Here is a 3,770-nt window from a genome sequence, read left to right as displayed (position 1 = left end):
TACAATGAGAAATTTTGCATCTTTGAAAGCCAAACAATTTACGGAATCCGTCATCCGGGAGATGTCCCGCGTGGCGGCGGCGCATGGCGCGATTAACTTAGCCCAAGGCTTTCCGGACTTTCCAGCGCCTCAAGAATTGAAGGAAGCGGCGCAGCGGGCCATTTTTGCCGATCACAATCAGTACGCCATTACCTGGGGTTCTAAGCCGCTGCGGGACGCCATCGTCTGGAAAACGCAGCGAGACTATGGCGTAACATGGGATCCGGAGACGCAATTGACCGTTGTCTGCGGTTCCACCGAAGGCATGATTGCCACCTTGCTGGCAACGATTAACCCCGGGGAAGAGGTTATCGTTTTTGAACCGTTCTATGAAAATTATGGCGCTGATGTGGTTTTGTGCGGAGCCACTCCCCGCTATGTGACGTTGAAGGCGCCTGATTTTTCCTTCGACTTTGAAGAATTGGCGGCTACCTTTAATGAAAAGACGCGCGCTATTATCATTAATACTCCCAATAATCCTACAGGTAAAGTGTTCAATAAGAAAGAGCTGGAGTTTATTGCTGAATTGTGTCAGCGCTATGACGCCTTGGCGATCACCGATGAAATTTACGAGCACATTTTGTATGACGACGCGAAGCATGAACCGATTTGGACCTTGCCGGGCATGGAGGAGCGGACCGTTGTCATTAACAGCGTTTCCAAAACCTACAGTGTTACTGGCTGGCGTATCGGCTTTGTAGCGGCGTCTGCGGAGCTGACAGCCTCGATTCGCAAGGTTCACGATTTTCTAACCGTAGGTGCTGCGGCGCCGCTGCAAATGGCAGTAGCCGAAGCGGTGCGCTTTGAGCCTCAATATTATGAAGAATTGGCGTCTTTTTATCGGGAACGCCGCGATTATTTGCTAAAGGTGCTGCAGGAGGTCGGTTTGGGTTGTGTGCGGCCCCAGGGGGCGTACTATATTATGGCGGATATCCGGCCGATGGGCTGGGATGACGATGTAGCCTGCGCCTTCCATTTGGCGGAAAAAATCGGCGTAGCTGTAGTGCCTGGTTCCAGTTTCTATCGTCCGGAGCAGCCGGACAGCCATACCTTCATTCGCTTCTGCTTCTGCAAAAAAATGGAGACCTTAGAAGCAGCGGCGGAGCGTCTGCGTCAGTGGCGCAAAAAATAGCAGTCAACGAATTTTAGGTGTCATCTTCCTGAACCATACCCAGGGCCCGGGCGTGAGAGGGGAATGAAACGGCCGGAAGTTCGCTGCCGATAGAGGACAAAATCATGCGTGAACAGAGAGGAAGATCACAATGAATAAAAAATGGTTAAAATGGACCAGTGCAGCCCTGGGCGTTGTTTTGGCAGGAGTTCTTTTGGCAGGCTGCGGCGGCGCTTCTAAGCCGGCCGCAGATGCTAATAAGCCCTTGCGGGTAGGGGTAACCGCAGGCCCCCATGCGGAAATCATGGAAGAAGTTAAAAAGGTAGCGGCTAAAGATGGCTTGAACATCCAGATTGTGGAGTTCAACGATTATATTCAGCCGAATATTGCCTTGAATCAAGGGGAATTGGAAGCGAACAGCTATCAGCATCAGCCGTTTTTAGACAATCAGATTCAAGAAAGAAAATATGCCTTGACCAGCGTGGCTAAAACCGTAATTTTCCCGATGGCTGCGTATTCTAAGAAAGTGAAATCCGCCGCGGAATTGAAAGACGGCGCGATTGTAGCTATTCCCAATGATCCTACCAATGCGGGCCGAGCGCTGCTGCTTTTGGAAAAGCAGGGGCTGTTGAAGTTGAAAGAGGGCGCTGGCCTGAAAGCGACGGTAGCGGATGTTGTGGGGAATCCTAAGAACATTCAGCTGCGAGAACTGGAGGCCGCTCAGGTGCCTCGCTCCATGGAAGATGTGGATTTGGCGGTTATCAACACCAACTATGCCTTGGTAGCAGGCTTAGTTCCCACTAAGGATTCGCTGTTCATCGAAGACGGAAATTCTCCCTACGCCAACGTGATTGCCGTTCGCACTCAGGACAAAGATAACCCGGCTGTGCAAAAATTGCTCAAAGCCTATCAGTCTGCGGAAGTGAAAAAATTTGTAGCCGAGCATTTTAAGGGTTCAGCTTTGTCTGCTTGGTAAAAACGGCGTAAAGTTCATGCGGTAGTTTAGAGGTAACGGTTTCCTAAAGGGGGTGTACTGAGTGAGTCAGAGATTAAATGAAAAAGAGGCGCGGCTTTTAGAACTGCTGCGGCAGATGGGCAAGGTGGCCGTTGCCTTTTCCGGCGGCGTCGACAGTACTCTTTTAGCGGCGGCGGCGCATAAAGCGCTGGGGATGCAGGCTTTGGCGGCTACGGCGTTTTCACCGTCTTTGCCGGAGTGGGAGCTACATGATGCCAAACGCATTGCCGAAATGATCGGTGTGCGGCACGTGGTGCTGGAAACACAGGAATTTTCGCAGGACGCTTTTGTGGAAAATACGTCTTTGCGTTGTTATCATTGCAAAAAAGAGCGCTTTACAGCGCTTGTGGGCTGGTGCGAAAGTCAAGGTATACCTTGGATTGTGGAAGGCAGCAATTTAGATGATGCCAGCGACTTTCGTCCGGGCATGAAGGCCATTGAAGAGCTGTCGGCTTCGGTAAAAAGCCCGCTTTGGGATGCGGGCTTTACTAAAGCAGATGTGCGAGCGCTTTCAAAGGAATGGGGCCTGCCTACTTGGAATAAACCTAGTGCGGCCTGCCTGGTGTCGCGGCTGGCCTATGGCTTGCCGATTACAGCGGAACGGTTAAAACAAGTAGATCAGGCGGAGCGAGCCATCAAGGAAATAACCGGGCCTGTAAATTTGCGGGTGCGTCATCATGGTGAAACCGCGCGCATTGAAGTGGCGCCGGAATGGTTTGCTAAGCTGGCGGAGCCGGCGGTCGCGGCGAAGCTGACGAAAACGTTGCAGGGCATAGGTTTCGTGTATATAGTGCTCGACTTAGCCGGATATCGCTTAGGCAGTATGAATGAAATGCTGTCATCGGAGCAGACGGAGGGACTGGGCCAATGAGACCGGAAGAAGGGTTGCAGGAACTGTTGCAGCAAGTGTTGCAACAGCTGAGCTTTGGCAGTGTCATTCTTACGCTTCAGGACGGGCGGGTGCTGCAGGTGGAGAAAAGAGAGGTCTTTCGGTTGCCTTATGCGGCGTCTAAATCTGCAGCGGCGGCACCTACGGACACGGAGCCGGTGGTCAAGCGCATTTTGGCGGCTTTAGGGACCTTGGCTTACGGTCGAATGGAATTGAAGGTGCAAGGCGGCAAGGTGACTCAAGTGGAAACTACGGCCAAGCTGCGCGGCAGCGATTGGCAAGGCATGGATGGAGACGGCATCTAGGATCGTTATTGCCTAAAAGGAGCTTGACAGGCCGCTGCGAGCATGGTATTCTTTAATCAATTCAGAGTTAAATAGTCGAGTTTGGCTGATCAGAAAGACTGAAGGCCAAGGAGGTTTCGCGGCATTGTGCTGAGAGAGTCTTCCTTGGTCTTTTTTGTTGTAGCAACAAGGTAAAAAGAGTCATTCTGAAGGTATGAACAGGAGGAAGAAAAATGAAAATTGCAAAAAGCCTAATTGACCTGATTGGGAACACCCCGCTGTTGGAGCTGACGAATTACGAAAACAACCACAAACTGCCGGCGAAAATTGTGGCCAAGCTGGAATACTTCAATCCTCTGGGCAGCGTGAAGGATCGAGCTGCTTACGCCATGATTGCGGATGCAGAGTCAAAAGGCCTTGTGGACAAGGATA

The 3,770-nt window shown here is 51.5% G+C and carries 5 protein-coding genes; all 5 read left to right on the top strand.

The window, feature by feature from the left end:
• Nucleotides 1–1,171, top strand: a 1,171-nt coding sequence (locus PHF27_RS13795; protein ID WP_300071286.1) for an aminotransferase class I/II-fold pyridoxal phosphate-dependent enzyme, incomplete at its 5' end; no start/stop codon positions are given.
• A 130-nt stretch (nt 1,172–1,301) separates the two neighbouring features.
• Nucleotides 1,302–2,126 (top strand): MetQ/NlpA family ABC transporter substrate-binding protein, encoded by an 825-nt coding sequence (locus PHF27_RS13790; protein WP_300071284.1) that lies wholly within the window; start codon nt 1,302–1,304, stop codon nt 2,124–2,126.
• Nucleotides 2,127–2,187: 61 nt separating this feature from the next.
• Complete coding sequence (gene larE / locus PHF27_RS13785; RefSeq protein WP_300071282.1) at nt 2,188–3,036, top strand: ATP-dependent sacrificial sulfur transferase LarE; 849 nt, start codon at nt 2,188–2,190, stop codon at nt 3,034–3,036.
• The gene (locus PHF27_RS13780) at nt 3,033–3,359 is read left to right on the top strand and encodes a YezD family protein (RefSeq protein ID WP_300071279.1); all 327 of its coding nucleotides are present in this window, start codon (nt 3,033–3,035) and stop codon (nt 3,357–3,359) included. The genes larE and PHF27_RS13780 overlap by 4 nt, the downstream gene beginning before the upstream one ends.
• A 212-nt stretch (nt 3,360–3,571) precedes the next feature.
• Nucleotides 3,572–3,770, top strand: a 199-nt coding sequence (locus PHF27_RS13775; RefSeq protein ID WP_300071277.1) for a pyridoxal-phosphate dependent enzyme, incomplete at its 3' end; no start/stop codon positions are given.

Origin of the sequence: Anaeromusa sp., assembly GCF_028691475.1 — a bacterium.
Lineage (GTDB): Bacteria > Bacillota > Negativicutes > Anaeromusales > Anaeromusaceae > Anaeromusa.
Note: the sequence above shows the minus strand (reverse complement) of the source record. Positions and strands in the feature narration are given on the sequence as shown.

Excerpts from the sequence above, each read along its gene's own strand:
- PHF27_RS13790 (WP_300071284.1), top strand. The coding sequence starts at position 1,302 with ATGAATAAAAAATGGTTAAAATGGACCAGTGCAGCCCTGGGCGTTGTT.
- PHF27_RS13780 (WP_300071279.1), top strand. The coding sequence starts at position 3,033 with ATGAGACCGGAAGAAGGGTTGCAGGAACTGTTGCAGCAAGTGTTGCAA.